Here is a 25,911-nt window from a genome sequence, read left to right on the forward strand (position 1 = left end):
CCCGTCCCACACCGCACGCGCAAGCCCGCCGGGATTCCGGTACGGGCGTGTTTCAGAGCCTAGTTCACGCTCTGCTACGGGCTGTGTGGAGCGCGGCGGGTGGGAGCCAAGACTCCCCCGATCGGATCAACAGATCGTAGGACCAAGGGCTCGGCAGGGGCGCGCGATGCCCTCCGCCTACGCCACGAACGGCCGCGCCGGCCACTCCGCGTCCGCCGGCCGCAACGCGTCCAGGCCGCCGGAGGCCCGCGCGGCGACCAGGGACAGCACGCCGACCACGAGACAGTTGTTGTGCAGCTCCCCCGCGAGCACCCCCCGGACCAGCTCCGCGAGCAGTACGCGCGCGTGCTCCAGGTCGGCCTCCTCGTCCTCGACCTCGAAGCGCTCCCCGTCGGCCTCCGACAGATCGCGGGCCAGGAAGATCCGTACGGCCTCGTCGCAGCCGCCCGCCGTGGTGTAGACGTCGGTCAGCACCCGCCAGTCCTCGGCCTTGACGTGCGCCTCCTCGTACAGCTCGCGCTGGGCGGCGTGCAGCGGGTTCTCGCCGGGGACGTCGAGCAGCCCGGCCGGGATCTCCCACAGCTTGTGCCGTACGGGGTGCCGGTACTGCTTGATGAGCAGCACCCGGTCCTCGTCGTCGACGGCGAGGACGGCGACCGAGCCCGGGTGCACCTGGTAGTCGCGGCGGACCACACTGCCGTCGGGCATGACCACGTCGTCGGTGCGGACGGAGGTCTTGTTGCCCACGAAGGGGGTGTCCGTGGCCCGGATCTCCCACTCCTGCGGGGTGTCCTTGATCGTCATGCCTGCCCTTCCACGTGCCCGAAGAAAAACCGGGGTGCCCACCTGGGAAAGGTGTGCACCCCGGCCACCGTACAACTCTCGGCTACTGGGAGATCTTCCGCTCGACAGCCGCCTTCACCAGGCCCGCGAAGAGCGGGTGCGGGCGGGTCGGGCGCGAGCGCAGCTCGGGGTGCGCCTGCGTCGCCACCAGGTAGGGGTGGACGTCCCGCGGGTACTCGACGTACTCCACGAGCTTGCCGTCGGGGGACGTGCCGGAGAACAGGATGCCCGCCCTCTTCTCCAGCTCCGCGCGGTAGGCGTTGTTCACCTCGTAGCGGTGGCGGTGCCGCTCCTCGACGTACTCCTTGCCGTCGTAGACCTCGCGCACGATGGAGCCCTCGGCCAGCTTCGCCGGGTACATGCCCAGGCGCATCGTTCCGCCCATGTCGCCCTCGCCGGCCACGATGTCCAGCTGCTCGGCCATCGTGGAGATGACCGGGTGGCCGGTGGCGGGGTCGAACTCGGTGGAATTGGCGTCGGAGATGTCGGCGAGGTTGCGGGCCGCCTCGATCACGATGCACTGCAGGCCCAGGCAGAGGCCGAGCAGCGGGATCTTGTTCTCGCGGGCGAACTTGATCGCGCCGACCTTGCCGAGCACACCGCGGTCGCCGAAGCCGCCGGGGATGCAGATGGCGTCGACGTCGCCGAGCTGCGCCTTGGCGCCGGCCGGGGTCTTGCAGTCGTCGGAGGTGACCCACTTGATCTTCACGCGGGCCTTGTTCGCGAAGCCGCCCGCGCGCAGCGCCTCGGTGACCGAGAGGTAGGCGTCGGGCAGGTCGATGTACTTGCCGACCAGGGCGAGGGTGATCTCGTGGTCGGGGTTGTGGACGCGGTCCAGCAGGTCGTCCCAGGTCGTCCAGTCCACGTCGCGGAACGGCAGGTCCAGCTTGCGGACGACGTAGGCGTCCAGGCCCTCGCCGTGCACGGTCTTGGGGATGTCGTAGATCGAGCGGGCGTCGGGGCAGGCGACCACGGCGGCCTCGTCGACGTCGCACATCAGCGAGATCTTGCGCTTGATCGCGGTCGGCACCTCGCGGTCGCAGCGCAGCACGATGGCGTCCGGCTGGATACCGATGTTCCGAAGGGCCGCGACCGAGTGCTGGGTCGGCTTCGTCTTCAGCTCGCCCGACGGGCCGATGTACGGCAGGAGCGAGATGTGGACGACGAAGACGTTGTCGCGGCCGACCTCGTGCCGGACCTGGCGGACGGTCTCCAGGAACGGCAGCGACTCGATGTCACCGACCGTGCCGCCGACCTCCGTGATGACGACGTCGACCTCGTCGGTCGCCATGCGGCGGATGCGGTGCTTGATCTCGTTGGTGATGTGCGGGATGACCTGCACGGTGTCGCCCAGGTACTCGCCACGCCGCTCCTTGGCGATCACCGTCGAGTAGATCTGTCCTGTAGTGACATTGGCGGAGCCGTCCAAGTCACGGTCGAGGAAGCGCTCGTAGTGTCCAATGTCCAGGTCCGTCTCGGCGCCGTCGTTGGTGACGAAAACCTCACCGTGCTGGAAGGGGTTCATCGTCCCGGGGTCGACGTTCAGATACGGGTCGAGCTTCTGCATGACGACGCGCAGGCCCCGCGCCTTGAGCAGCATGCCCAGGCTGGAGGCGGTGAGGCCCTTGCCGAGCGAGGAGGCGACACCCCCGGTGACGAAGATGTGCTTGGTCGTCGTGGAATTGGGCGTCATGGCCAAGGCGGGGCTCCCGTGGTCGCGGTCTGGGGTGCGGTCCGGCGTTCTCACCGGGGATTCCGGAGTCGCCGTCGCTGCGGTTCGGGGGTTTTTCTCCCACCGGTCCACGGGCTACCAGGGTATCAGCGCCTCGGGGCGATGGCTTCCGGCCACGCTCCGCGCACGTACCGACACGGGGCCATGCGGGTGCACCGGTTTCTCACCCGTTGCTCACCCGTTCGGCCCACCCGCGTTGTCCGGAGCGGCACGCAGATCATCTACGTGCGTCGTATCCTGCTCGGACACTCACTGCCGAGCCGGACCGGACCAGACGGCACCACCCCCGCCCGTACCACCGGAACATCACGGACTCGTCAGTTCGTTGAGCAACAGATGGCGTTTTGCCTCACGGCGGAGCGGCTGCTTTGCTTCACCGCTCAACGACGCATTACAACGACCCCTTGACCGCATCAGCGACCGCCCCCTTTTTCCCAGGGGGTGACGTGGCCGTTCGACTGGAGTTGCACGTGGCCGGGCGCATCGAAGACTACGCACTCATCGGAGACATGCAGACCGCGGCACTGGTCTGCCGGGACGGCACAGTGGACTGGCTGTGCCTGCCCCGCTTCGACTCGCACGCCATCTTCGCCGGTCTGCTGGGCACCGAGGAGCACGGTTTCTGGCGGCTCGGGCCGGCCCACGCGGCGGACGCCGAGCCGCCGACCGCGGCCCGGCGCAGCTACCGCGGGGACTCGCTGGTGCTGGAATCCGAGTGGGACACCCCGCGCGGCACGGTCCGGGTGACCGATTTCATGCCCCCGCGCGACGGCGCCCCGCAGCTGATCCGGATCGTGGAGGGCGTCTCCGGCCGGGTCCGGATGCGCTCGGCCCTGCGGATGCGGTTCTCCTACGGCCGGGTCGTGCCCTGGGTCCACAAGCACGAGGGCCGTACGGTGGCCGTCGCGGGCCCGGACTCGGTGTGGTTCGACACCGAGTGCGAGACCTACGGCAAGGCGCTGACGACGTACTCCGACTTCACCGTCGCCCCGGGCGACCGGATCGCCTTCACCATCTCCTGGCAGCCCTCGCACCACCAGCCGCCGCCGCTGCCGGAGCCGGAGCAGTCCCTGGCGGCCACCGAGGACTTCTGGCGCGACTGGGTCGAGCACTGCACGTACCACGGCCCCTACCGCGAGGCCGTGATCCGCTCGCTGATCACGCTGAAGGCGCTGACGTACGCCCCGACCGGCGGCATCGTCGCCGCGCCCACCACCTCGCTGCCCGAGGAGATCGGCGGCGTCCGCAACTGGGACTACCGCTACACCTGGCTGCGGGACGCGGCGATCACCCTGTCCTCGCTGCTGCGCACCGGCTACCGCGAGGAGGCCCGCGCCTGGCGCGAGTGGCTCCTGCGCGCGGTCGCGGGCGACCCGGAGAACCTGCAGATCATGTACGGCATCGCCGGCGAGCGCGAGCTCGGCGAGGCGGAGCTGGACTGGCTGCCCGGCTACGAGAACTCCGCGCCGGTCCGGGTCGGCAACGGCGCCGCCCACCAGCTGCAGCTGGATGTGTACGGCGAGGTCACCGAGGCCCTGCACCTGGGCCATATGACGGGGCTCGCCCGCAACGACTACGCCTCCCTCCTCCAGCTCAAGCTGATCCGCTACCTGGAGGACCACTGGGACGAGCCGGACGAGGGCATCTGGGAGGTGCGCGGCCCGCGCCGCCACTTCGTGCACTCCAAGGTGATGGCCTGGGTCGCCGTCGACCGCACCATCAAGCTCATCGAGTCCGGTGACGCGGACGGCCCGCTGGAGCGCTGGCGCGAACTGCGCGACGACATCCACCGGGACGTGTGCGAGAAGGGTTACGACAAGGAGCGCAACACCTTCACGCAGTCGTACGGTTCCAAGGAGCTGGACGCCTCGCTGCTGCTGATCCCGCAGATGGGCTTCCTGCCGCCGGACGACAAGCGGGTCATCGGGACCATCGAGGCGATCCAGCGCGAGCTGTCCACGCCGGACGGCTTCATCCTGCGCTATCCGACGCAGGGCGAGGCCGAGGGCGTCGACGGGCTGCCGGGCGACGAGGGCGCCTTCCTCGCCTGCTCGTTCTGGATGGCGGACGACCTGGCGATGATCGGCCGCGTGGACGAGGCCCGCAGGCTCTTCGAGAAGCTGCTGTCGCTCCGCAACGACCTGGGCCTGCTGGCCGAGGAGTGGGACCCGCGCCTCCAGCGCCAGGTGGGCAACTTCCCGCAGGCATTCAGCCACGTCCCGCTGATCGACACCGCTCTGCGTCTGACGGCTTCGGGGGCTTACGGCGGCTGAAACCCCGTTGCGACAGATCCCGCGAGGCCGACCGTCCCGGCCTCGCATCCATGGGGGAATCACCCTCTCGTACGGCGCCGACGAGCTGGACGGTGGCCGCCGGGGAGCTCCCACTTCGTCGAGGCGACCGGGGCGCCCCTGTTCCTCACCAGGGCCTGCGCGCTGAGGCACGCGCCGAGGTGCGTGTCCCCGAGTGGGCCTGCTGGACGAGCAAGGGCGCGTGCATGGGTGCGATAGAGGCGCTGGAGAAGCTGGTACCGGTGGTGCTGGCCTTCGGATGCGGGGTCGTCCTCGCGCGGCGGAAGGTGGTGCCGGCCGAGAGCTCGAAGGCCTTCGCGGACTACGCCTTCCTCTTCGCGGTGCCCTGCTTCCTGTTCGGGAACATCTACCGCAGCGATCTGGGCGCGCTGTTCGACTGGCGGGCCCTGACCGGGTACGCGACCGCGGCGGGCGTCGCGGCCGTGCTCACCGGGGTATTGGCCCGGGCCACCGGGGTGCGCGATCCGCGGGGTGTGGCGCTGCGCATCATGGCGGCCGTCCAGGTGAACACCGCCTACTTCGCCGTGCCGGTGTTCATCATGCTGTTCGGGAACGCGGCACCGATCTTCCCGGTGCTGCTGTTCCAGGTCTGCGTGCTGTCGCTGGTGATCCTCTCGATCATGGAGCTGGGGCGCCCGGACCGGGTGGGCAGCCCGGCCCGGCGGCTCGGCTCGGCCGTCACCGCCTCGCTGATGACCCCGGTGGTCATCGCCTGCAACGCCGGCATCCTGCTCAACCTGCTGCCCGTGACGGTGCCGGGGGTGGTGCTCGACAGCTTCGCGTTCGTCGGCGACAGCGCCTCTCCCGTGGCGTTGTTCGCCCTCGGGCTGTACCTCGGCGGCAGCGGTCTGTCGGTGCGCGGCACCACCCGGGAGGAGATGTGGCTCATCGCCTTCAAGTGCGTCGCCCTTCCGCTGATCACCTACGGGGTGTGCCGCCACCTCTTCGGTGTCGAGGGCGAGTGGCTCGGCTATCTCGTCCTGATCGCGGCCATGCCCGCGCCGCAGAACCTGTTCATCTTCGCCCAGCGCTACGACGTCGGGGTCGACCTGTCCGCCGCCCTCGTCGTCAAGAGCTCCCTCGTCGCCCTGCTGCTGCTCCCGCTGTGGACGCAGTGGGCGGCGCGGGTGACCTGAGCGCACCTCCCGTCGAACCGTTCGAGGAAGGCAGTTCCGTGACCCGGGCCGCCCAGCTCACCCGGATCACCGTCCAGCAGGTCGCCGGCCGCATCGGCGCCGAGATATCGGGCGTGGACCTCCGTGCCGAGCTCGACGAGGCCACGGTGGCGGAGATCCGCCGGGCCGTGCTGACGCACCGCGTCGTGTTCTTCCGCGACCAGGACATCACCCACGCCCAGCACATCGCCTTCGGCCGCCGCTTCGGCCCGCTGACCCGGCGCCCCGGCAAGCAGCACGGCGTCCACCCCGAGGGACACCCGGAGATCCTCACCGTCGACCCCCGGCGCGACACCGAGCGTTACGGCGCCGACTTCGAGGAGCACTACCGCCGCAAGTGGACCTCCCCGCTGGCCGGCTGGCACAGCGATCTCACCCAGGCCGTCAACCCGCCGAGCCTGTCCGTCCTGCGCGCCGAGAAGACCCCGGCCTTCGGCGGCGACACCCAGTGGATGAACACCGTCGCCGCCTACGAGGGCCTGTCGGCGCCACTGCGGGAGTTCGTGGACGGGCTGACGGCCGAGCACGCCTTCTTCACCGCCGTCCACCTGCGCCACTCCGACGAACGGGACCGCGAGATCCTGCGGATGTACTGCGCGGACCCGCAGGCCGCCGTCCACCCGGTGGTGCGGGTCCACCCCGAGACCGGCGAGAAGGCGCTGTTCGTCAGCCCGGGCTCGACCACCCGCGTCACCGGGTTCTCCGAGCTGGAGAGCCGTCATCTGCTGGAGCTGCTCTTCCAGCATCTGACCAGCGCCGAGTACACCGTCCGCTTCCGCTGGGAGCCCGGCTCCCTCGCCCTGTGGGACAACCGCAGCACCTGCCACCTCGCGCCCACCGACTTCGCGCACCTCGACGTCGAGCGTGTCATGCACCGGGTCACCGTCCTCGGGGAGCCGGCGCAGGGGCCGAGCGGGTTCGTCTCACGACTGGTGGCGGGGGAACCGATGCGTGCCTGGTAGGCCGACGGGCAGCCGGGGCAGGGCCCGCCTAGGCTGGAAGCGAACGAATCCCCCACGCGGAACGGGGGCGGCCATGGCTCCCCTCTCGAAAGCGGGCGCGGCCCTCAGCGCGTTGCGCGAGGATCTCAGCGGCGATGTGTTCGCCCCGCAGGACGTGGGCTACGACGAGGCCCGCGTCGTCTTCAACGCGATGATCGACCGCCGTCCCGCGGTGATCGCGCAGTGCGTGAACGAGGACGACGTCGTACGTTCGGTGCGCTTCGCCCGGGATCTGGACCTCAACATCGCGGTGCGCGGCGGCGGCCACAGCGTGGCGGGCATGGCGCTGAACGACGGGGGCCTGGTCATCGACCTGCGCCATCTGCGCGCGGTCGGCGTCGATCCCGCGTCCGAGGCGGTACGGGTCGCTGGCGGCGCCACGATGAGCGACCTGGACCACGCGACCCAGGCGTACGGGCTGGCCACCACCGGCGGCCGGGTCTCCACCACCGGCGTCGGCGGCTTCGTCCTCGGCGGCGGCACCGGCTGGCTGGACCGCTGGAGCGGACTGGCCGTCGACAATCTGCTCGCCGTCGAGCTGGTCACCGCCGACGCCCGCCGGATCCGGGCCAGCGCCGACGAGAACCCCGAGCTGTTCTGGGCGCTGCACGGCGGCGGCGGCAACTTCGGCGTGGCGACCTCCCTCACCCTGAAGCTGCACGAGCTGCCCGAGTTCGCCATGGCCTTCCTGCTGTACCTCCCCGAGCACGGCCGCGAAGTCGTCCGCGCCTTCCGCGACCTGTTTGCCGTGGCCCCGAACGAGGCGGGCGGCGGCGTCCTGTATCTCACCGGCCCGCCCGGCGAGTTCTGCCCGCCGCACCTTCAGGGCACCCTGCTGTGCGCGGCGCTGCTGACCTGGGCCGGCGGCGAGGCGGACCTGCGCAAGGCGGCGGAGCCGCTGCTGGCGCTGCCGCACGAGGCGGCGCTGGTCGGGGCGATTCCGTACGTCGACGCGCAGTGCATGATCGACGACCCGCCGGGGTTCCGGAACTACTGGTCGGCGGAGTACCTCTCGGGGCTGCCCGACGACTACGTGGAGGTGTTCTGCGCCGGCGCCGAGGCGATGCCCGTGCCGACCGGGACCATCCACGCGCTGATGCCGCAGGGCGGCGCCGTCGCCGACGGGCCGAGCCGGTACCCGGTGCCCTACCGGGACGCCGCCTGGGTCACCCACCCGTTCGGCATGTGGGAGGACCCGGCGGACGACGAGCGGGGCATCAAGTGGGTCCACGACGCCCGCGACGGCGCGCGGCCGTGGAGCACCGGGGCGGTCTACCTGAACTTCATCGGCGCGGAGGGGCCGGAACGCGTGATCGCCGGCGTGGGTGCGACGAACTACCGGCATCTGGAGGAGATCAAGCGGACGTACGACCCCGACAACGTGTTCCGCTTCAACCACAACATCCGGCCCCGGTGAGCGTCTTGGACGCCCCGGCCCCTCGCCGGCCTACCGCACGGCGGCGATCACCTCCTCGGCCGCCCGCTCGCCCTCGGTCGCCCCGCCCTCCATGAAGCCCTGGAAGTCGTACGAGCAGTGCTCGCCGCCGATGTGGACGTTGCCCTGGGCCACACCCTCGTAGCCCGCGTACCGGTGGACATAGCCCACCGGCCAGTACGAATAGGCGCCCTGCGTATAAGGGTTGAGGTGCCAGGCGGAGAGCTGGGCCCGGCCGGTCCAGGCGGTCGAGGTGCCGGGGAAGAAGGCGTCGATGCCCTTCAGGTACCTCGCCGCGAGACGGGTGACGTACGGATCCCTCTCGTCGGAGAAGGGCCCCGCCGGGGTCAGGGCGCGGGCCAGGCTGCCGCCGTTGTACTGGATGAGGATGCCGCCCGTGCCGGGCTGGACCTTGGTGGTGTCCCAGGTCTGCTGGACCTCGGCGTCGGTGAAGCAGTCGCCCGCCGAGACGCCGGGCCACGGTCCGGTGCCGCGCCAGGGGCGGCGGGAGAACTGCATGTTGAGCTTGGTGCAGTGGCCCATGCGGGCGTCCCGCAGGAGGTTGGTCATCCGGGGGTCGAACCCGGCCCGGGTGAGGTCGAGTTGTTTCAGGACCGGTAGCGGGACGCACAGGATGGTGTGGTCGGCGGTGACGGTGCGGGTGGCCCCCGCCTCCGTGAAGGTGAGGGTCTGGGTGCCGTCGCCGTTGGCCCTGAGCGCCTGCAGGGCCCAGCCGTGCCGGACCGTGCCGTCGGGCAGGAAGTCGGCGATGGCGCGCGGGAGTTGGTCGTTGCCGCCGGTGATGTGGTAACGCTCGTTGGACAGTCCCCAGATGTTGAAGTTGCCGGGATTGGTCTGGTAGCCCATGAGCAGCACCAGGGCGAGCGCCGACTGCTCGGTGGTGTCGGCGCCGTACTCGACGTTGTAGGCGACGTCGAAGAAGCGGCCGAGCGGTGAGGCGTGGCCGCCCGGGACGCGCGCGTCGATCCAGTCGTACAGGGACATGGTGTCCAGCGCGGTGCCGGTCGGCGTGGTGCGGTTCCAGCGCACCTCACCGGAGTCCAGCAGGTCCCGGTGGAGGGCCTGATAGACGGCCTTGAAGTCCTCGTCGGCCTGGTGGCGCGGGTAGTACTCGCCGTTGAACCACAGGACTTCCTCCGCGCCGACCGGCCCGCCGCCCAGGAAGTCCTCCACGGGCAGCCCGAACCGGCGGCACAGCTGAAGCATCTTCTTGTGGCCGGTGTCGATCAGCTCCCCGCCGATCTCGGATATCTGGCCGTACGCCCAGTGGTCGCGCTGGGTGTACATGCGGCCGCCGACCCGGGCCGGGTCCGCCTCGTAGAGCGTGCAGGCGTACCCGGCGTCATGCAGGGTGAGGGCGGCGGTGAGGCCGGCGATGCCGGCGCCCACCACGGCGATCCGCGGCGCGGACGCGGCGGCGGCCGGGGCCGCGGCGGCGGTCATCGCCGTGGCGGCGACCGCGCCCTTCAGGACGGTACGGCGGCGGACGCGGGCTTCCGCGACGGGCAGTCCGAGCCGCTCGGCGGCCGCGTGATCGGCGAAGAGGGTGCGCAGGACGTGCATCGAGTGGGTGCGTGACACGGTGCCGCTCCTCAGACGTTGACGGGGTGGTTGTCCGTTCGCTCGGCCGCGTCCTCCAGGACGATCCGGCCGATGATCTCGTAGCGCTCCGGCCGCTTGGCCTTGAGGTAGAACCCGAGGCCGAGCCCGCCGAAGAAGACCAGCCCGACGATCCACGGGATGGCCTCGAAGAAGAGCGAGTCGGCCGCCGTACCGGCCGCGGTGTCCAGGTTGACCACCAGCAGCCCCACCACCGCGATCATGCCGAGGCCGCCGAGCAGGGGGGCGGTCAGGGTGCGGAACCAGTGGCGGTCCTCGGGGTGGTTCTTGCGGAAGTAGCCGATCACGGCGAAGGAGCACAGGGTCTGCACGATGAGGATCGCCATCGTGCCGAGGATCGCGAGCAGGGTGTACAGGTGGATGTAGGGGTCCTGGCCGGTGAGCCAGAAGGCGCCCACCAGAGCGACCGCGATGACCGACTGCACGAAGGACGCGATGTGCGGCGAGCCGTGCTTGGCGTGGGTGCGGCCGAGGGCCGGGTGCAGGAAGCCCTCGCGGCCGATGGCGTACAGATAACGCGCCGCGCACTGGTGGAAGGCCATGCCGCAGGCGAACGACCCGGTGATCAGCAGCCACTGGAAGGTGTCCACCGCCCAGGCGCCGAGGAAGGAGTGGGCGGGGTCGAAGAACAGGTCCAGCGGGCTGGTGCCGGAGGAGCGCTCGACGGAACCGTCGAGGCCGTTGCCGGCGATGGTCATCCAGGAGACGTAGATGTAGAAGACGCCGACCCCGATCACGGAGATGAGGGTCGCGCGCGGGATGACCCGCTTGGGGTCCTTGGACTCCTCGCCGTACATCGCGGTCGACTCGAAGCCGACCCACGACCAGAAGGCGAAGAACAGTCCCAGCCCGGCGGAGGTGCCGGTGAAGGCGTTGACCGGGTTGATCGGCTCCATGGGGATGCCGTCGGGGCCGCCGCCGTTCAGCAGGACGGCGGTGGCGACCGCGAAGAGGACGGCGATCTCCGCGATGAGCATCACGCCGAGTGCCTTGGCGGTGAGGTTGATGTCGAAGAAGGCCAGCACGGCCGTGACGGCGAGCATCGCGAGGGCGTAGAGGATCCAGGGCAGATCGACGCCGAGCTGGTCGTGGACGGTGGTCTTCGCGAAGTAGGAGAAGACTCCGACGATGGACGCCTCGAAGACGATGTAGGCCAGGACGGCGAGCATGCCGGAGGCCATGCCCGCGATCCGGCCGAGGCCGTGCGAGATGTAGCCGTAGAAGGCGCCGGCCGCGGTGATCCGCCGGGCCATGGCGACGTAGCCGACGGAGAACACCGTCAGCACCAGGGTCGCGAAGAGATAGCCCGCGGGCGCGCCCGTGCCGTTGCCGAAACCGACCGCGATGGGCAGGTTCCCCGTCATCGCGGTGATCGGTGCGGCGGTCGCCACCGCCATGAACACGACGCCCACCAGACCTACGGAATTCGCCTTGAGCCGATGGACCTCTCGCGTGGGTGTTTCTGACATTCCCCGCCCCTCTCAGCATTTTCAATGCACTGCCACAACGAAATCCGAAGGTGAAGCCGGGCTTCTGCGTCGGATGCGCCAGTGTGGCGGCGGAGTGACGCGCGCCACAACAGACACGCGGTCATACAAATCCGGCCGTGGCGCGACGCATTGTCGTGCCCAGGGGCCGGAAGATCGTCTCCGTAACCACCCGGAGATGTCCCGGAAGCACCGGCGCGGGTAGCGTCCGGCCCATGGACAGCGGATACGACACTCAGGGCGCCGGAATCACCGTGCGGCGGGCGCTGGAGCTGCCCGGCCTGCGCGGCGGGCTCCCGGAGATCCTGGCGGGCGCCGACCGCCTGGGGCGCACCGTGCGCTGGGTGCACGCGGGCGAGGTGCCCAACATCGCCTCGCTGCTCAAGGGCGGCGAGCTGCTGCTGACCACCGGATACGGCCTCGGCACCCGTCCGGCCGAACAGCGCGCCTTCGTCCGCACGCTGGCCGAACGCGGGATCGCCGCCCTGGTGGTGGAGCTCGGCCCGCGCTTCACCCGGCTGCCCGCGGCCCTCGTCGACACCGCGCGGGCGGCCGGGCTGCCGCTGGTCCAGCTGCACCGCGAGGTGCCGTTCGTGACGGTCACCGAGGAGATCCACACCGAGATCGTCAACGGCCACTACGCGCTCCTCCAGCGCGCCGAGGAGGTCCACCGCCGCTGCACCGAGGCCCTGCTGGGCGGCGGCGGCATCCCCCAGGTGCTGGGCATCCTCGCCGGCTTCAGCGGCAACCCGGTGTTCCTGGAGACGACCGACGGCCAGCTCCTGTACGCCGCGGGGGCGGGCCCGGAGAACGCCGACCCGCTCCAGGTGTGGGAGGGACTGCGCGGCCAGCACAAGGACGCCCCGCCGCCGGAGGGGTCGGTTCTGGTGGACGTGCCGGGCGGCGGACCGGGCACGGGCTCGGTCCGCGCCCGTCTGGTCCTGCTGCCGGTACGGGCTCCGCTCGCCCCCGTGCACCGGATCGCGGCGGAACGGGCGGCCGGCATCCTCGCCGTCGTCCTGATGCAGGCGCGGCAGGAGGAGGAGCTGGCGGCCCGGGGCCGCGGCGACTTCCTGACCGACCTGGCCGAGGGCCGCGTCGCCGCGGAGGACGCGCCCGCGCAGGCGCGCGTGCTGGGCTTCAAGCCGGGTGACGGCCCGCTGCTGCCGGTGGTGATGCGGCTCGGCGACGGGCTGTCCCCGGGCGGCGGCTGGGCGGTGCTGGCCCGCGCGGTCGCCGAGGAGCTGGCGTCGGTGGGGGTTCCGGTGCTGCTGGGCGTACGGCCGGTCGAGGGCCGGGTGCCCCTGCTGCTCGGCCTGCGCTCGGAGTCGGAGCGGTCGGCGGTCGCGGACCGGGTCGCGGCGGCGCTGCGGGCCGGGGTGGAGCGGGCCGGGATGCAGCGGCCGGGGGCCCAGCCGCCGGTCGTCGTGGTGGGGGTCGCGGGCGGCTGGGCGGCGGCCTCGGCGAGCCTGCGGCACGCGGCGGAGACGGCGACGGCGGCGCAGGGCCTGACCGACCGCGCCTGGTACGACGCCCGCCGCCTGGACATCGACCTGCTGCTGTGGCGGCTGCGCGACCATCCCGACCTCGCGGCCTTCGTGGACCGCGCGATCGGCCCGCTGCGCGCGCACGACGCCCGCTCCAAGCCACCGCTGCTGCCGACGCTGCAGACCTATCTCGCACACGCCGGCCGCAAGGCGGAGACGGCCCGTGAACTGCATCTGAACCGGCAGACCCTGTACAACCGGCTGGCCCGGATCGGCGAGTTGCTGGGCACCGACCTGGACGACCCGCACTCGGTACTGGCGTTGAGCCTGGCCCTGCGGGCCCGCCGGCACGTGACGTGACCCGGCAACCTCAGATCAGCGGCCGGGGCTGGGTCAGCTCGTCGTAGACACTCAGCACTTGAGCGACCGTCTCGTCCTCGGTCGGCCAGGTGCCCACCTGCCGCACACCCCGCTCCCGGAGCAGCTCGCAGCGCTCGGGGTCGCCGAGCAGACGCGTGACGGCCTCGGCGAGCGCCCCCGGATCGCCGTACGGGACCAGTTCGGCCGCGTCGCCGACGAGTTCGGGCACTCCGCCGACCTCGGTCGCGACGAGCGGCACGCGCGCATGGAGGGCTTCCTGGGCGAGCACGGACCGCGCCTCCCACCGGCTGGTCAGCAGCGCGAGGTCGGCGGCGGTGAGCAGTTCGCGCACATCGTCACGGCGTCCGATGAGCCGGACGGGCAGCCCTTCGTCCTCGATACGGCTCTGCAGCCCGGCCCGCAGCGGCCCCTCGCCCGCGATGACGACGAGCGGCAAGGGGTCCATCCGGCGCCACGCGCGCGCGGCGTCCAGCAGGACGTCGTAGCCGCGATGCCGTTCGAGGGTGCCGACCGCGATGAGCAAGGGCCGTCCGGTGGCGCCGAGTTCGGCCCGCACCTTGGGCCGCAGCCGTTCGGCCTCCTCCTGCTCGCTCTCGGGGGCACTGCGCGCTCCGGGCAGCGACACGGCGGCCAGCCGCGCGTCCCGGGCGCCGGTGCGGCGGGCCCGGTCCACGAGCGCCGAGGTGGTGCCGAGGACCACGGCGGCGGCCTTGGCCACCCGCCGCTCCAGCAGGCGTACGAGATGGGCGCGGGCGCCCTCGGCGTGCGCCCGGTCGTGCCAGGTGACGACGAGGGGGGTACGCCGTCCGCTGAGCGCGAGCACGGCACGGAAGGAGGCGTGCAGCCCGTGCGCGTGCACCAGATCGGCGTCCGCGCAGACCGCCCGGAGCGCGGCCACGGAACCGGGGTCGCTGCTGCGGGGCACGTGCACGTGTTCGGCGCCGACCCCGGTGAAGCCGTAGAGGTGATCGGCCTCGACGGGGGCGCAGACGGTGACCCGCACGCCCCTCGCGACCAGTCCCGAGGCCAGCGATCGCACGTGCACGCTGCTGCCTGCGTTGCCTCCGCCCAGCACCTGCACGGTGCGCAGCGGCGACTGGCCGTGCGGTGAGTGGCTGCTCACGGGGGTCACGTGGCCGGGCTCCTGGTTCGGGGTCGGGCGGTCACGAAGAAAGTACAGAAGGATCGGGCGGAGGGGGTGAACCGCGAGGATCCCTGCGCGTACGACATGTACCGCCAAGGATGCCAGGACGTACGGGTGTTCCGGCACCGCCGAGCTGACCGACAGCTCCGGACGACACGGGCGGGAGCGGCCCCGGAGTCACCCACACGGGTGAGCAACAGCACGAACGTCCGCAAGCCGCAGCCGTCGGGCGCCGGGGTACCGGCGCCCCCGTCACGCCCCTACCCGTCCCCCCGAGCCGTGGCCAGCAGCTCCTCCGCGTGGGCCCGAGCCGTCTGCGAGTCCTCCTGGCCCGCCAGCATCCGCGACAGTTCCCGGATCCGTTCCTCGCCCTCCAGCACCTTCACCCCGGACCGGGTCACCGACCCGTCGTTGGTCTTCTCCACCAGCAACTGCCGGTCGGCGAACGCCGCGACCTGCGGAAGATGCGTCACCACCACCACCTGCGCGGTCTTCGCGAGCCGTGCGAGCCGCCGCCCGATCTCGACCGCCGCCTTGCCGCCGACACCGGCGTCGACCTCGTCGAAGAGATACGTCGGCACCGGATCCGTCCCCGCGAACACGACCTCCACGGCCAGCATCACGCGCGACAGCTCACCGCCGGACGCCCCCTTGGCGATCGGGCGGGGCGGCGCCCCGGGATGGGGGGCGAGCAGCAGCTCGACCTCGTCCGCGCCGGACGGCCCGTACGCGACCGCGCGCCCGCCGACCTCCACGCCCTCGGGGTCCTCGCTCTGCCGGATGTCGAAGGACACGCGCGCGTGCGGCATGGCCAGCGAGGCCAGCTCGGCGGTCACGGCGGCCGCGAACCGCTCGGCGGCCTCCGTCCGGGCGTCGGTCAGCGCCTGCGCGAGCCCGCCCAGTTCGGCGCGGAGCGCGTCCCGTTCCGCGGTCAGCTCGTCGATCCGCTCGTCGTCGCCGTCCAGCTCGGTCAGCCGCGCGGCGCCCTCCTCGGCCCAGGCCAGAACGGCGGCGACATCCTCGCCGTACTTGCGTGTCAGGCCCGTCAGCGCCGCCCGCCGCTCCTCGACGGCGGCCAGCCGCAGCGGATCCGCGTCGAGGTCGTCGGCGTACCCGGCCAGCTCCCCCGCCACATCGCCCAGCAGGATCCCGATCTCGCCGATCCGGTCGGCGAGCGCCGACAGCGCGGGATCGTGCGACCGTACGGCGTCCAGCGCCCGCTGCGCGCCCGCCACGAGCGTCGTCGCGTCGATGCCCTCGGGGTCCTCGGGGTTGCCCGCGAGCGCGGCGTGCGCGGCCGTGGCGGCGGACGACAGCGCCTCGGCGTGCCCGAGCCGCTCCGCCTCCTCGGCCAGCTCCACGTCCTCACCTGGGCGCGGTTCGACGCCGGAGATCTCCTCCAGACCAAAGCGCAGCAGGTCGGCTTCCTGGGCCCGCTCACGCGCGCGCGTGACGATCTCGTCGAGCTCGACGGCGACGGCCCGCAGCCGCCGGTACGCCTCGGCGTACTTGGCGAGCGGCACCGCGACGGCGTCCCCCGCGTACCGGTCCAGCGCCTGCCGCTGCCGCGTCAGCTTCAGCAGCCCCTGCTGGTCGGTCTGCCCGTGCACGGCCACCAGGTCGTCGGCCAGCTCGGCGAGCAGCCCGACCGGCACACTGCGTCCCCCGAGATGGGCCCGTGAGCGCCCCTCGGCGGAAACGGTACGGCTGATCAGCAGCGCCCCGTCGTCGAGCTCGGCCCCGGCCTCCTCGGCCCGTACGGCCGCCGAGGAGGCCGCGGGCACGGTGACCCGCCCCTCGACGACCGCCTTCTCGGCCCCTATGCGCACCAGCGCCGCGTCCGCCCGCCCGCCGAGCAACAGCCCGAGGCTGGTGACCACCATGGTCTTGCCCGCACCCGTCTCACCCGTGACCGCGGTGAACCCGGGCGACAGCTCGACGACGGCGTCGTCGATGACTCCGAGCGACCGTATCCGCATCTCTTCCAGCACGGACACGACCATACGAGGTAGGGGCGCCGCAATGCGAGGCGCCCTGTCACCCGGGGGAGTGGTCCGGCTGAAGGGGCGCGGGGAACTGCGCGAGCAACCACGACGAACCCGCACCGGCCGGCACAGAAGCAACCACCCCCACAGGTGGCTAGTGAGGCGCTCCCCGCCACCCGGAAACCGGCAGCGCGAACTTCGCCACCAGCCGGTCCGTGAACGAAGCATGATGCAGCCGGGCCAGCCGCACCGGCACCGCTCCTCGCCGCACCTCCACTCGGGCCCCAGGCGGCAACTCCACCGTCCGCCGCCCGTCACACCACAGAACCCCCGGCGGAATATGAGGCAGCACCTCCACCGCCAACACGGAATCCGGCGAAGTGACCAGCGGCTTCGCGAACAGCGCGTGCGCGGAGATCGGCACCATCAGCAGCGCCTCCACCTCGGGCCACACCACCGGCCCGCCCGCGGAGAACGCGTACGCCGTGGACCCGGTCGGCGTGGACAGCACGATGCCGTCGCACCCGAACCCGGTGACCGGCCGCCCGTCGATCTCCAGGACGACCTCCAGCAGCTTCTCCGCACCGGCCTTCTGCACGGCCGCCTCGTTCAGCGCCCAGTCCGTGTGCACGATGTCGCCGTTCCGGTGGACGACGACATCGACCGTCATCCGCTCCTCGACCTCGTACGCCTTGGTGACCACCCGGTCGACGACCTTGTCGAGATCGTCCCGCTCGGCCTCCGCGAGGAAGCCGACCCGCCCCAGGTTCACCCCGAGCATCGGCACCCCGGACGCCCGTGCGAACTCCGCGCCGCGCAGCAGCGTCCCGTCCCCGCCGAGCACGATCAGCAGCTCGCACCCGTCGAGGCACTGCGGAGTCGCCTCCTCGACCAGCTCCACGCTCTGCGGCAGCGGCAGATCGGCGGCCTCCGCCGCCAGCACCCGTACGCCGATGCCGGACCGCAGCAGCCCCTTCACCACCAGCTCGGCGCTGCGGATCGCCGCGGGCCGTCCGGTGTGGGCCAGCAGGAAAACAGTTCGAGCTCGGTTCTGTGTCAACGCGGCCCCTCCGCCACTGCACGGTCAACGTCGGCCGGGTCCAGTGCCGGTGCCCCGGACCGCAGCCACAGAAAGTACTCAACATTCCCGGACGGCCCCGGCAGCGGACTCGCCGTGACCCCCCGCACTCCGAGCCCCAGCTCCCAGGCCCGCCCCGCCACACCCCGTACCGCCTCGGCGCGCAGCTCCGGGCTGCGCACCACACCCCCGCTGCCCAGCCGCTCCTTGCCCACCTCGAACTGCGGCTTGACCATCATCACCAGGTCGGCGTCCGGTTTTACACACCGCACGAGGGCGGGCAGCACCAGACCGAGCGGGATGAAGGACAGGTCCCCCACGACAAGATCCACCGGCTCCCCATCGATCGCGTCGAGGGTCAACTCGCGTACGTTCGTACGGTCCTTGACGGTGACGCGTTCATCACTCCGCAGGGTCCAGGCGAGCTGTCCGTATCCGACGTCGACGGCGACGACGTGCGCGGCCCCCGCCCGCAGCAGCACGTCCGTGAAGCCGCCGGTGGACGCCCCCGCGTCCAGCGCCCGCCGCCCCTGGACGAGCAGCCCCTGGGGTACGAACACCTCCAGCGCGCCGGCCAGCTTGTGGCCGCCCCGCGACACGTACTCGGGATCGCTGTCGTCGGAGGAGACGACGATCGCGGCCGCCGTCTCCACCTGTGTGGCCGGTTTGGTCGCGACGTTCTTGCCGACGGAGACCCGCCCCGCGGCGATCAGCTGGCTGGCGTGCTCGCGCGAGCGCGCGAGCTTCCGCCGGACCAGCTCCGCGTCGAGACGGCGACGTGCGACTCCTGCCACGTTCGGTTCAGCTCCTACTGCCATACGCCGATGGGGGCGCCGGAGGTCCCGGGCGGGCGTCGAGCGCGGTGAGCGCGTCGCGCAGCCCCCGGTGTACATCCTCGTACACCTCGACGTGTCCGTCCGTGGCGAGGTGGTCGGCGTCGGCGAGACGCTCCAGCTGCGCGTCGACCTCGGCGTGACCGGTAGGGGTACGGGGGACGCCCAGCGGGGCGGGGGCGGCGGGGTCGTACTCCGGCTCCACCGCCTCGGGGGAGGTGTCCGTTTCCGTGACTGCGTCGCTCATGCCCCGACGCTACCCCGAAGCGCTGCGGTACCGTCGATCGCGATGGCCACGATCGCAGAGTGCCGCGCCGCACTCGAGAAGCTCTCGGACTCCATGCAGCACGCCGACGGGGACGTCCGTACCGCCGCCGCCCTGGACCGCTCGGTCAGCTGCCACATCACCGACCTGGACGTCACCTTCGTCGGGCGCCTCCAAGGCGGCCGGATCCAGGTGCACGACACCGTCCAGGGGCCACCGCCGGACAAGGCTCAGATCAGACTGGCCATGACCGGCGACGACCTGGTCGCGCTGGTCGACGGCGACCTGCACTTCGCCAAGGCCTGGGGTTCGGGCCGGGTGAAGCTGCACGCGGGCGTGCGCGACCTGCTCGTCCTCAGGAAGCTGCTCTAGCTCCCTTCTTCTCAAGCCGGGGTCTTCACCGCGCGCGCCTTGCGCGCGGCCGGTACCACCAGCGGGGTCCCCGTCTCCGGGTCGTCGATGATCTGGCAGCGCAGCCCGAAGACCTCCTCGACCAGTTCGGCCGTGACGATCTCCTTCGGCGCCCCCTCCGCGATGACCTCGCCGCCCTTGAGGGCGATGAGGTGGGTGGCGTACCGGGCCGCGTGGTTGAGGTCGTGCAGCACGGCGACGAGCGTGCGGCCCTGCTCCTCGTGCAGCTCCGCGCACAGGTCGAGGACGTCGATCTGGTGCTGGATGTCGAGGTAGGTGGTCGGCTCGTCGAGCAGCAGCAGCGGTGTCTGCTGGGCGAGCGCCATCGCGATCCACACGCGCTGGCGCTGGCCGCCGGAGAGTTCGTCGACGTACCGGTCGGCGAGCTCGGCGACCCCGGTCTGCCGCATCGACTCCTGGACGACCCGCTCGTCCTCGGTCGACCACTGGCGCAGGATCCCCTGGTGCGGGTACCGGCCGCGGCCCACCAGGTCGGCGACGGTGATCCCGTCGGGCGCGATGGAGGACTGCGGCAGCAGCCCCAGCGTCCGCGCGACCTTCTTGGCCGGCAACGACTGGATGGCCTGCCCGTCCAGCAGCACCCGGCCCTGGTTCGGCTTGAGCATCCGCGACAGCGCCCGCAGGAGCGTCGACTTGCCGCAGGCGTTCGGGCCGACGATCACGGTGAAGGAGTTGTCGGGGATCTCCACCGACAGCTGCTCGGCGATGACCCGCTGGTCGTAGGCCAGGGTGACGTTCTCGGCGGACAGGCGGTTCACGGTGCTCCTTCGGATGTTCTGGTGCGCGGCGCCGCTCATATCCGGCCCGCCCTGCGCTCGGTGACCAGCAGCCACAGCAGATAGACGCCGCCGACCACTCCGGTGACCACGCCCACGGGCATCTGGTCGGCCCCGAAGACGCGCTGCGAGGCCCAGTCGGCGACGACCAGCAGGGCGGCGCCCATGCACAGGGACGGCAGCAGGTTCGGTCCCGGCGAACGGGTCAGCCGCCGGGCCAGCTGCGGGGCGGTGAGCGCGACGAAGCTGACGGGGCCCGCGGCGGCCGTGGCGGCCGCGGTGAGCAGCACGGCGGAGATCATCAGCAGCGCCCGTACCCGCTCGACCCGCACCCCGAGCGCGTTGGAGACGTCGTCGCCCATCTCCATCATCCGCAGCCCCCGCGCGTTGGCGAGCACCAGCGGCACCAGGACGGCGCACAGCGCGAGCAGCGGCCAGACCTGCGCCCAGTCCCGGCCGCTGAGGGAGCCGGTCATCCACACGACCGAGCGGGCCGCGTCGACGATGTCGGAGACGGTCAGCAGATAGCCGTTCACGGCGGTGAGGATCGCCGACATGCCGATCCCGACCAGGACCAGCCGGTAGCCGTGCACGCCCTGCTTCCAGGCGAGCAGATAGATGGCCAGACCGGTCACCAGGCCGCCCACCAGGGCACCGAGCGTGACCTGGCTCGCGCTCCCCGAGAACAGCACGATCATCGTGAGCGCCCCGGCCGCCGCGCCCTGCCCGAGGCCGAGGATGTCCGGACTGCCCAGCGGATTGCGGGAGACGGCCTGGAACAGCGCGCCGCCGAGCCCGAGCGAGGCCCCGACCAGCAGGGCCACCAGGACCCGCGGCAGCCGCAACTCGTTGACGATGAACTCCTGGCCCGGATCGCCGTTGCCCACCAGCGTCTTGACCACGTCGCCCGCCGAGATGGGGAAGTCCCCGGTCCCGATCAGCACCACGCTCGCGGCGAACGCGGCCAGCAGCAGCAGGAGTACGACGGTCAGGGCCCGGATGTCGAGCCGGGCGGAGAAGCCGCCCGGGGTGCGCACGGCACGGTTGGTCCTCACAGCTGCGCCGTCCTCCGCCGTCGTACGAGCAGGATGAACACCGGACCCCCGATGATCGCGGTGATGATGCCGACCTGGACCTCCGAGGGCCGGGCGATGACCCGGCCGATGACATCGGCGCCGAGCAGCAGCACCGGCGACAGGACGGCCGCGTACGGCAGGATCCAGCGCAGGTCGGGTCCGGTGAAGGAGCGCACCACGTGCGGCACCATCAGGCCGACGAACACGATCGGCCCGCAGGCGGCCGTCGCGGCCCCGCACAGCACGGTGGCCGCGAGCATGGACAGCGCCCGCGTGCGGCCGAGATGGGCGCCGAGCGCCTTGGCGGTGTCGTCGCCCATGGACATGGCGTTCAGCGGCCGTGCCAGCGCGAGCGCGAGGACCATGCCGGTCACCAGGAACGGCAGGACCTGCGCGATGGTCGACCCGGTCGCCGACGACAGCGAACCCACCGTCCAGAACCGCATCCGGCCGAGCGCCGCGTTGTCCGCGATCATGACGGCCTGGAGGTAGCCGTAGAGCGCCGCGCTGATCGCGGTACCCGCCAGCGCGAGCCGGACCGGTGTGGCGCCCCGGCTGCCGCCGAGGAACCAGACCAGCGCCCCGACCGCGGCCGCGCCGAAGAAGGCGAACCAGATGTAGCCGCTCATCGAGGTGACGCCGAGGAACGCGATGGCGGTGACGACGGCGGCGGAGGCACCGGCGTTGATGCCGAGCAGTCCGGGATCGGCCAGCGGATTACGGGTGAGCGCCTGCAGGACGGCCCCCGCCAGACCGAGCGCGGCACCGGCCAGCAGCCCCAGCACGGTCCGGGAGATCCGCTCGTCGACCACGACGTCGCCGTACGTCCCCGTGTCCTGGAAGAGGCCGTGCCAGACCTGCGCCATCGAGAGGTCCTTCGCCCCGATCGCGATGCTCGCCAGCGCGACCAGCACCAGGAGCACGACGGAGCCGAGAAGCCCAAAGGAACGTATCGCCCGGCGGCTTGGGGGCGCGGGGGCGGTCTCCGCGCGCTGTTCTGGAGGACTGTCGACCAACACGCGGTTAGGTTAGCCTACCCTCGCAATCCGCCTCGACGTCGAGTCGGCAGTCAACGAGGCCTCACCAGCCCAGCCGGGCCAACGCCTTACCCGGATCCAGCGTGCACGCGCCCTCGCCCGCCGCCGTCCAGGCCGCCGCACACAGCGCGCGCAGCCCGTCCAGCGCCTCGCCGTCACCGTCCAGCTCCAGCCGGTCCGAAGCGGCCGTGGCCGTCCAGCCCCCGCACCGGAACCCGTCGCCCTCCTCCGTGACCTCCGGCTGGCCGGTGAGCAACCCCCGCAGATCGGCGTCCACATACGTCGGCCGGTGCTGCGGCGGCGCCGCGAGCACCTGCGCGCCGTCGGCGACGCCGGTGAGCACCAGCAGGGAGTCGACCTCGCCGTTGAACGCCCCCTCGATGTCCGTGTCCAGGCGGTCCCCGACCACCAGCGGCCGCTCGGCGCCGGTGCGCAGAATCGTCTCCCGGTGCATGGGAGGCAGCGGCTTGCCGGCCACCTGCGGCTCGGCCCCGGTCGCGATCCGGACGACCTGCACAGCCGCGCCGTTGCCCGGCGCGATCCCCCGCGCACTGGGAATCGTCAGGTCGGTGTTGGACGCGAACCACGGCACCCCGCCCGCGATGGCGTACGACGCCTCGGCGAACCGCCCCCACGCCAACTCCGGCCCGCCGTACCCCTGCACGACCGCCGCCGGCTCGTCCTCCGCCGACTCCACGGGTACGAGCCCCCGCTCACGCAACGCCACCCGCAGCCCCTCACCACCGATGACGAGGATCCGGGAACCGGCCGGCACCTGCTCGCTGATGAGCCGCGCGACCGCCTGCGCCGAGGTGATGACATCGTCCGCGCCCGTCGGTATGCCCAGCTCGCTCAGGTGCTCCGCGACGGCGTCCGGGGTCCGCAGGGCGTTGTTGGTGACGTACGCCAGATGCATCCCGCCCGCCCGGGCCGTGGCCAGCGACTCGACCGCGTGCACGATCGCGTTCCCGCCCGCGTACACCACGCCGTCCAGGTCGAGCAGCGCCGTGTCGTACGCCTCGCTCAGGGCCCGGCCACTGCCCTCAGGCCTCGTCCTGACGCTCCGGCTCATTCCGCATCGCTCCTCGTTCGACGGCTTTCCCCCGATCATCCCGCATGCCACTGACACACGTACGATGCCGGGATGAACTCAGCAGGTCACTCGGAAGCGAAGACGCGCCGGGGCCTGGAACTCACCCCGTTCCGAGGCCTTCGATACGACCCCGACCGGGTCGGCAGTCTGGCCGCCGTGACGTCCCCGCCGTACGACGTCGTCGTCCGCCCCGACGGCCTGCACCACCTTCAGTCGGCCGACCCGTACAACATCGTCCGCCTGATCCTCCCCCAGGCCGGCACCGCGGACGCCCGCAACGAACAGGCGGCCAGGACCCTGCGCCGCTGGCTCTCCGAGGGCGTCCTGACCACCGACGACGAACCCGGCCTCTACGTCTACGAGCAGCGCGACGAGAGCGGCCTGCTGCAGCGCGGCGTCATCGGCGCCCTGCGCCTGTCCGAGCCGTCGGAACAGGTGGTCCTGCCCCATGAGGACGTCATGCCGCATGTGGTGGCCGACCGCGCGGCCCTGATGCGCGCCACCTCGGCGAACCTGGAACCCCTCCTCCTCACCTACCGGGGCAACGGCTCGGCCACCGACGCCTCCGCCGTACTCGAGCGCGTCATCGAGCAGCCCCCGCTGCTCGCCACCACCACCGAGGACGGCTTCCGCCACCGCCTGTGGGCCCTCACCGCCCCCGCCGACGTGGCCCGCATCCAGTCCGACCTGGCCCGCCACCAGGCCCTGATCGCCGACGGCCACCACCGCTGGGCGACCTATCGCCGACTGCGCGCCGAGCACCCCTCCCCCAGCCCCTGGGACTACGGCCTCGTCCTCCTCGTCGACACCGCCCGCTACCCCCTGCGCGTCCGCGCCATCCACCGCCTGCTGCACGGCCTGCCGGTGACGGCCGCCGTGGCGGCCCTGGAGGGCCTGTTCCGGGTCCAGCGCCTGGAGGTCGCTCTCTCCGACGCCCTGGCGGCCCTCGCCGACGCGGCCCGCGACGGCAACGCCTTCCTGCTCGCCGGCGACGGCGCCTTTCACCTCGTGGACCGCCCCGACCCCGCCCTCATGGCCCGCACGGTCCCCGCCGACCACCCGCCGGCCTGGCGCACCCTGGACGCGACGGTCCTGCACGCCACGCTCCTCGACCAGGTCTGGCGCATCCCCGAGGACGACCCCACCCGCATCGCCTACATCCACGACGCGGCGGCCACCGTCCGCAAGGCGGAACACGACGGCGGTACGGCCGTACTGATGCACCCGGTCCGCGAGGAGGTCGTCCGCGATCTCGCCCGCCAGGGCGTCACCATGCCCCGCAAGTCGACGTCCTTCGGCCCGAAACCGGCCTCGGGCCTGGTCCTGCGCGCACTGGACCTGTGAACGCAGGACCGGTGAACGCTGGATCTCCGAAAACAGAATCTCCGAAAACAAAAGGGGCGGATCCCAAAGCTGGGATCCGCCCCTTCTCAGTCCGTCCTACTCCTCGTCGTCGTCGGAAGCGTCCGGCGTCTCGTCCTCGTCACCGAGGGCGTCGACGAACTCGACTCCGTCCAGCTCCGCGAGCCGGTCCGAGGCATCGGTGCTGCCGTCCTTGTCGGCCTCCACGGCCTTCGCGAACCACTCCCGCGCCTCGCTCTCCCGCCCGGCCGCCAGCAGCGCGTCGGCATAGGCGTACCGCAGCCGCGCGGTCCACGGCTGTACGGAGTTGGAGGCCAGCTCCGGGCTCTGCAGCGTCACGATGGCCGCGTCCACCTGCCCCAGGTCACGCCGGGCGCCGGCCGCGACGAGCCGCATCTCCACCTGCCCGGCCTTGTCCAGCTTGTGCACCTCGGGCGCCCCGGCCATCTCGAGCGCCTTCTCCGGCCGCCCGAGCCCACGCTCGCAGTCGGCCATGAGCGGCCACAGGTCCACGGTCCCGGTCATCCGCCGCGCGGCCCGGAACTCGGCGAGCGCCTCGGAGTACTTCTGACTCGCGTACGCCGCGAACCCGGCAGCCTCCCGTACGGCGGCGACACGCGACGCGAGCCGCAGCGCCACCTTGGAGTAGCCGTACGCGCCCTCGGGGTCCTCGTCGATGAGCCGCGCGACCATCACCAGGTTCTTGGCAACATCCTCGGCAAGCGTCTTCGGCAGGCTCTGCAGCTCCTGCCGTACGTCCTTGTCGATCTCGTCGCCCGTGACGTCCTCGGGGATCGGCAGCCGCTTGATCGGCTCCCGGTCCCGGTCGTCGCGACCGCGGTAGCCGCCACGGTCGTCGTCACGGCGGTCGTACCCACCGCCACGGCGGTCATCCCGGCCACCACGGTCATCACGCCCGCGGAACCCACCGGGACGCGCGCCCCGGTCGTCACGACGGGGACCGCGGTCACCGCGGTCATCCCGGCGGAAGCCACCACGGTCGTCACGGCCACGGAAGCCGCCACGGTCGCCGCCGCGGTCGTCGTCACGGCGGAAGGCAGGGCGGTCGTCACTGCGGCGGTCGTCACGGCGGTCGTCACGGCGATCCTGCGGACGGAACCCACCACGGTCACCACGGTCCGGACGGTCACCGCGGTCATCCCGACGGAAGCCACCACGGTCGTCGCGACCGCGGAAGCCACCGCGGTCACCACGGTCGTCGTCACGGCGGAAGGCGGGACGGTCGTCACTGCGGCGGTCGTCACGGCGGTCGTCACGGCGATCCTGCGGACGGAACCCACCACGGTCACCACGGTCCGGACGGTCACCGCGGTCA

21 protein-coding genes are annotated in these 25,911 nt (G+C 71.9%); 7 read left to right on the top strand and 14 right to left on the bottom strand.

The window, feature by feature from the left end; translation table 11 throughout:
- Positions 1–177: 177 nt before the first annotated feature.
- Both ACFYW5_RS26110 and ACFYW5_RS26115 read right to left on the bottom strand, forming a co-directional pair.
- Positions 178–804 carry an NUDIX domain-containing protein gene (locus ACFYW5_RS26110; protein WP_389419503.1) on the bottom strand — a complete coding sequence of 209 codons (627 nt, stop codon included), beginning with the start codon at positions 802–804 and terminating at the stop codon, positions 178–180.
- 82 nt (positions 805–886) lie between these two features.
- On the bottom strand, positions 887–2,536 hold the full coding sequence (locus tag ACFYW5_RS26115; protein WP_389419504.1) for a CTP synthase: 1,650 nt from the start codon (positions 2,534–2,536) through the stop codon (positions 887–889).
- A 509-nt stretch (positions 2,537–3,045) separates the two neighbouring features.
- Here ACFYW5_RS26115 and ACFYW5_RS26120 point away from each other — a divergent pair.
- The 4 genes from ACFYW5_RS26120 to ACFYW5_RS26135 all read left to right on the top strand — a co-directional run bounded on the left by ACFYW5_RS26120 (position 3,046) and on the right by ACFYW5_RS26135 (position 8,480).
- Positions 3,046–4,848, top strand: coding sequence for a glycoside hydrolase family 15 protein (locus tag ACFYW5_RS26120; RefSeq protein WP_389419534.1), 1,803 nt, complete (start codon positions 3,046–3,048; stop codon positions 4,846–4,848).
- 224 nt (positions 4,849–5,072) lie between these two features.
- Positions 5,073–6,023 carry an AEC family transporter gene (locus ACFYW5_RS26125; protein ID WP_389419505.1) on the top strand — a complete coding sequence of 317 codons (951 nt, stop codon included), beginning with the start codon at positions 5,073–5,075 and terminating at the stop codon, positions 6,021–6,023.
- Positions 6,024–6,061: 38 nt separating this feature from the next.
- Positions 6,062–7,024, top strand: a complete 963-nt coding sequence (locus ACFYW5_RS26130; protein WP_389419506.1) for a TauD/TfdA dioxygenase family protein — start codon at positions 6,062–6,064, stop codon at positions 7,022–7,024.
- Between the two features lie 73 nt (positions 7,025–7,097).
- Positions 7,098–8,480: an FAD-binding oxidoreductase gene (locus ACFYW5_RS26135; protein WP_389419507.1), complete on the top strand. Its 1,383-nt coding sequence runs from the start codon at positions 7,098–7,100 to the stop codon at positions 8,478–8,480.
- A 30-nt stretch (positions 8,481–8,510) separates the two neighbouring features.
- Here the strand turns inward: ACFYW5_RS26135 and ACFYW5_RS26140 are convergent, their stop codons facing one another.
- Both ACFYW5_RS26140 and ACFYW5_RS26145 read right to left on the bottom strand, forming a co-directional pair.
- Positions 8,511–10,100: a flavin monoamine oxidase family protein gene (locus ACFYW5_RS26140; RefSeq protein WP_389419508.1), complete on the bottom strand. Its 1,590-nt coding sequence runs from the start codon at positions 10,098–10,100 to the stop codon at positions 8,511–8,513.
- Positions 10,101–10,111: 11 nt separating this feature from the next.
- On the bottom strand, positions 10,112–11,608 hold the full coding sequence (locus ACFYW5_RS26145) for an APC family permease (RefSeq protein ID WP_389419509.1): 1,497 nt from the start codon (positions 11,606–11,608) through the stop codon (positions 10,112–10,114).
- A 233-nt stretch (positions 11,609–11,841) separates the two neighbouring features.
- Here ACFYW5_RS26145 and ACFYW5_RS26150 point away from each other — a divergent pair, with 233 nt between their 5' ends.
- Positions 11,842–13,473, top strand: a complete 1,632-nt coding sequence (locus ACFYW5_RS26150; RefSeq protein WP_389419510.1) for a PucR family transcriptional regulator — start codon at positions 11,842–11,844, stop codon at positions 13,471–13,473.
- Between the two features lie 10 nt (positions 13,474–13,483).
- On the opposite strand, the gene ACFYW5_RS26155 is transcribed toward ACFYW5_RS26150, so the two are convergent.
- The 5 genes from ACFYW5_RS26155 to ACFYW5_RS26175 form a co-directional block, all read right to left on the bottom strand.
- Positions 13,484–14,626 carry a glycosyltransferase family 4 protein gene (locus tag ACFYW5_RS26155; RefSeq protein WP_389419511.1) on the bottom strand — a complete coding sequence of 381 codons (1,143 nt, stop codon included), beginning with the start codon at positions 14,624–14,626 and terminating at the stop codon, positions 13,484–13,486.
- Between the two features lie 272 nt (positions 14,627–14,898).
- Positions 14,899–16,641, bottom strand: coding sequence for a DNA repair protein RecN (recN, locus tag ACFYW5_RS26160; protein WP_389419512.1), 1,743 nt, complete (start codon positions 16,639–16,641; stop codon positions 14,899–14,901).
- Between the two features lie 136 nt (positions 16,642–16,777).
- On the bottom strand, positions 16,778–17,683 hold the full coding sequence (locus ACFYW5_RS26165) for an NAD kinase (RefSeq protein WP_389419513.1): 906 nt from the start codon (positions 17,681–17,683) through the stop codon (positions 16,778–16,780).
- Complete coding sequence (locus tag ACFYW5_RS26170; protein ID WP_389419514.1) at positions 17,680–18,495, bottom strand: TlyA family RNA methyltransferase; 816 nt, start codon at positions 18,493–18,495, stop codon at positions 17,680–17,682. Before ACFYW5_RS26170 ends, ACFYW5_RS26165 begins: the two co-directional genes overlap by 4 nt.
- Before the next feature lie 7 nt (positions 18,496–18,502).
- Positions 18,503–18,781 carry a hypothetical protein gene (locus ACFYW5_RS26175; protein WP_389419515.1) on the bottom strand — a complete coding sequence of 93 codons (279 nt, stop codon included), beginning with the start codon at positions 18,779–18,781 and terminating at the stop codon, positions 18,503–18,505.
- 42 nt (positions 18,782–18,823) lie between these two features.
- Between ACFYW5_RS26175 and ACFYW5_RS26180 the strand changes: the two genes are divergently transcribed.
- Positions 18,824–19,171: an SCP2 sterol-binding domain-containing protein gene (locus ACFYW5_RS26180; RefSeq protein ID WP_389419516.1), complete on the top strand. Its 348-nt coding sequence runs from the start codon at positions 18,824–18,826 to the stop codon at positions 19,169–19,171.
- Between the two features lie 11 nt (positions 19,172–19,182).
- On the opposite strand, the gene ACFYW5_RS26185 is transcribed toward ACFYW5_RS26180, so the two are convergent.
- From ACFYW5_RS26185 to ACFYW5_RS26200, 4 genes are all read right to left on the bottom strand, one after another.
- On the bottom strand, positions 19,183–20,028 hold the full coding sequence (locus ACFYW5_RS26185) for an ABC transporter ATP-binding protein (protein ID WP_389419517.1): 846 nt from the start codon (positions 20,026–20,028) through the stop codon (positions 19,183–19,185).
- On the bottom strand, positions 20,025–21,062 hold the full coding sequence (locus ACFYW5_RS26190) for a FecCD family ABC transporter permease (protein ID WP_389419518.1): 1,038 nt from the start codon (positions 21,060–21,062) through the stop codon (positions 20,025–20,027). The genes ACFYW5_RS26185 and ACFYW5_RS26190 overlap by 4 nt, the downstream gene beginning before the upstream one ends.
- A complete protein-coding gene (locus ACFYW5_RS26195; RefSeq protein WP_389419519.1) occupies positions 21,059–22,102 on the bottom strand; it encodes a FecCD family ABC transporter permease in 1,044 nt (347 codons plus the stop codon). The genes ACFYW5_RS26190 and ACFYW5_RS26195 overlap by 4 nt, the downstream gene beginning before the upstream one ends.
- 61 nt (positions 22,103–22,163) lie before the next feature.
- Positions 22,164–23,192 (bottom strand): HAD hydrolase-like protein, encoded by a 1,029-nt coding sequence (locus ACFYW5_RS26200; protein ID WP_389419520.1) that lies wholly within the window; start codon positions 23,190–23,192, stop codon positions 22,164–22,166.
- 72 nt (positions 23,193–23,264) lie between these two features.
- Here ACFYW5_RS26200 and ACFYW5_RS26205 point away from each other — a divergent pair, with 72 nt between their 5' ends.
- Entirely contained in the window at positions 23,265–24,557 is a 1,293-nt protein-coding gene (locus ACFYW5_RS26205) for a DUF1015 domain-containing protein (RefSeq protein ID WP_389419521.1), read from the top strand.
- A 96-nt stretch (positions 24,558–24,653) separates the two neighbouring features.
- Here ACFYW5_RS26205 and ACFYW5_RS26210 read toward each other — a convergent pair whose 3' ends face one another.
- Positions 24,654–25,376 carry a hypothetical protein gene (locus tag ACFYW5_RS26210; protein WP_389419535.1) on the bottom strand — a complete coding sequence of 241 codons (723 nt, stop codon included), beginning with the start codon at positions 25,374–25,376 and terminating at the stop codon, positions 24,654–24,656.
- Between the last annotated feature and the right edge of the window lie 535 nt (positions 25,377–25,911).

It is taken from the genome of Streptomyces sp. NPDC002779, assembly GCF_042888685.1.
GTDB lineage: Bacteria > Actinomycetota > Actinomycetes > Streptomycetales > Streptomycetaceae > Streptomyces.

Coding starts and splice junctions, on each gene's coding strand:
- ACFYW5_RS26110 (WP_389419503.1), bottom strand. CDS start 804: ATGACGATCAAGGACACCCCGCAGGAGTGGGAGATCCGGGCCACGGAC.
- ACFYW5_RS26115 (WP_389419504.1), bottom strand. CDS start 2,536: ATGACGCCCAATTCCACGACGACCAAGCACATCTTCGTCACCGGGGGT.
- ACFYW5_RS26125 (WP_389419505.1), top strand. CDS start 5,073: ATGGGTGCGATAGAGGCGCTGGAGAAGCTGGTACCGGTGGTGCTGGCC.
- ACFYW5_RS26135 (WP_389419507.1), top strand. CDS start 7,098: ATGGCTCCCCTCTCGAAAGCGGGCGCGGCCCTCAGCGCGTTGCGCGAG.
- ACFYW5_RS26145 (WP_389419509.1), bottom strand. CDS start 11,608: ATGTCAGAAACACCCACGCGAGAGGTCCATCGGCTCAAGGCGAATTCC.
- ACFYW5_RS26150 (WP_389419510.1), top strand. CDS start 11,842: ATGGACAGCGGATACGACACTCAGGGCGCCGGAATCACCGTGCGGCGG.
- recN (WP_389419512.1), bottom strand. CDS start 16,641: ATGGTCGTGTCCGTGCTGGAAGAGATGCGGATACGGTCGCTCGGAGTC.
- ACFYW5_RS26175 (WP_389419515.1), bottom strand. CDS start 18,781: ATGAGCGACGCAGTCACGGAAACGGACACCTCCCCCGAGGCGGTGGAG.
- ACFYW5_RS26180 (WP_389419516.1), top strand. CDS start 18,824: ATGGCCACGATCGCAGAGTGCCGCGCCGCACTCGAGAAGCTCTCGGAC.
- ACFYW5_RS26185 (WP_389419517.1), bottom strand. CDS start 20,028: ATGAGCGGCGCCGCGCACCAGAACATCCGAAGGAGCACCGTGAACCGC.
- ACFYW5_RS26200 (WP_389419520.1), bottom strand. CDS start 23,192: ATGAGCCGGAGCGTCAGGACGAGGCCTGAGGGCAGTGGCCGGGCCCTG.
- ACFYW5_RS26205 (WP_389419521.1), top strand. CDS start 23,265: ATGAACTCAGCAGGTCACTCGGAAGCGAAGACGCGCCGGGGCCTGGAA.